The organism is Sphaerotilus sp. (genome assembly GCF_031429695.1).
Lineage (GTDB): Bacteria > Pseudomonadota > Gammaproteobacteria > Burkholderiales > Burkholderiaceae_C > Sphaerotilus.
Genome location: NZ_JANPAB010000024.1, coordinates 1 through 1,868, shown reverse-complemented (window position 1 = coordinate 1,868; position 1,868 = coordinate 1). Strand labels below are relative to the sequence as shown.

The following is a 1,868-nucleotide window of genomic DNA, read 5'->3' as shown; positions in this document are numbered from 1 at the left end:
GCACCCCGCGCAAGCTGCTCGACGTCAGCCGCCTGGCTGGCCTGGGCTGGACGGCCAGGACCGGTCTGCGCGACGGCATCCGCCTTGCGTATGCCTCAGCGCCGTTTCATTGCGCCTGAGCCCTCCAGGCCTCTCTTTTTCAAAGGAAGTAACGAGCTTATGTCGATGAACAAGAAGGTGGCGTTGATCACGGGTGTGACGGGCCAGGACGGCGCCTATCTGGCCGAACTGCTGCTCAAGAAGGGCTATGAAGTCCACGGCATCAAGCGCCGCAGCAGCCTGTTCAACACCGACCGCATCGACCACCTCTATCAAGATCCGCACGTCGACAACCGCCAGTTCACGCTCCACTACGGCGACCTGACCGATTCCACCAGCCTGGTGCTCATCGTCCAGCTGGTGCAGCCGGACGAGATCTACAACCTCGCGGCGATGAGCCATGTGGCCGTCTCGTTCGAGACGCCGGAGTACACCGCCAATGCGGACGGCATCGGCACGCTGCGCATCCTGGAGGCGATCCGCATCCTGGGGCTGGAAAAGAAGACCCGCTTCTACCAGGCGAGCACCTCCGAGCTGTACGGGCTGGTGCAGGAAACCCCCCAGAAGGAAACCACGCCCTTCTACCCGCGCAGCCCCTACGCGGTCGCCAAGCTCTATGCCTACTGGATCACGGTGAATTACCGCGAGGCCTATGGGATGTACGCCTGCAACGGGATTCTGTTCAACCACGAAAGCCCGCTGCGCGGCGAGACCTTCGTCACCCGCAAGATCACCCGCGCCATCGCGCGCATCGCGCTGGGGCTGCAGGACTGTCTGTACCTGGGCAACCTCAGCGCGCTGCGCGACTGGGGCCACGCCAAGGACTATGTGGAAATGCAGTGGCTGATGCTGCAGCAGGACAAGCCCGAAGACTTCGTCATCGCGACCGGCGTGCAATTCAGCGTGCGCCAGTTCGTCGAGCGGGCGGCGGCCGAGCTGGGCGTGACGCTGGCGTTTGAAGGGGAGGGCGAAAAGGAAATCGGCACCGTCGCCGCGGTCACCGGCAAGCAGGCCAAGGTCAAGGTGGGCGATGTCATCGTCCGCGTGGATCCGCGCTACTACCGGCCGACCGAGGTGGAGACGCTGCTGGGTGATCCATCAAAGGCCAAGGAAAAACTCGGCTGGACGCCGAAGATCACGTTTGAGCAACTGGTCAAGGAGATGGTCGAGGCTGATTACATGGCGGCGCGCAAGGACAGTCTTGTGAAGATGGCTGGGTTTCAGGCGTTTGATCATCACGAATAAATAGTCTAGGGAGAAATCTATAAATGATCCTTATAACAGGCGCAGCCGGCTTCATCGGCGGAAACTTTGTCCACCACTGGTTCGAGCGCAGCGAAGAACCCATCGTCGTGCTGGACAAGCTGACGTACGCGGGCAACCCGCAGACGATCGCCGAGCACGTGGAGGCCGGTCGCTGCACGCTGGTGCAGGGTGACATCGGTGACCGCGCATTGGTCAGCCAGTTGCTGCAGACACACCAGCCGCGTGCGGTGCTGCACTTCGCGGCCGAAAGCCATGTGGACCGCAGCATCCACGGCCCCGGCGAGTTCATCCAGACCAACATGGTCGGCACGTTCGAGCTGCTCGAAGCCGTGCGCTCGTACTGGAGCGCGATGGCGGCGGATGCCAAGGCGGCGTTCCGCTTCCTGCACGTCTCCACCGACGAGGTCTATGGCTCGCTGTCCGAGACCGATCCGGCGTTCAACGAGACCACGCCCTACGCCCCGAACAGCCCGTACTCGGCGAGCAAGGCTGGCTCGGACCACCTGGTGCGCGCCTACCACCACACCTACGGCTTGCCGACGCTCACCACCAACTGCTCGAAC

General features: G+C 62.9%; 2 protein-coding genes and 1 pseudogene. All 3 read left to right on the top strand.

Annotation, left to right across the window (positions count from 1 at the left end):
• Positions 1-119 (top strand): annotated as a pseudogene (locus tag RMP06_RS04965) (GDP-L-fucose synthase); the annotation flags it as partial.
• A 46-nt stretch (positions 120-165) separates the two neighbouring features.
• Entirely contained in the window at positions 166-1,284 is a 1,119-nt protein-coding gene (gene gmd, locus RMP06_RS04960; RefSeq protein ID WP_310460665.1) for a GDP-mannose 4,6-dehydratase, read from the top strand.
• Between the two features lie 23 nt (positions 1,285-1,307).
• On the top strand, positions 1,308-1,868 hold a 561-nt coding region (locus RMP06_RS04955; protein WP_310460664.1), incomplete at its 3' end, for a dTDP-glucose 4,6-dehydratase.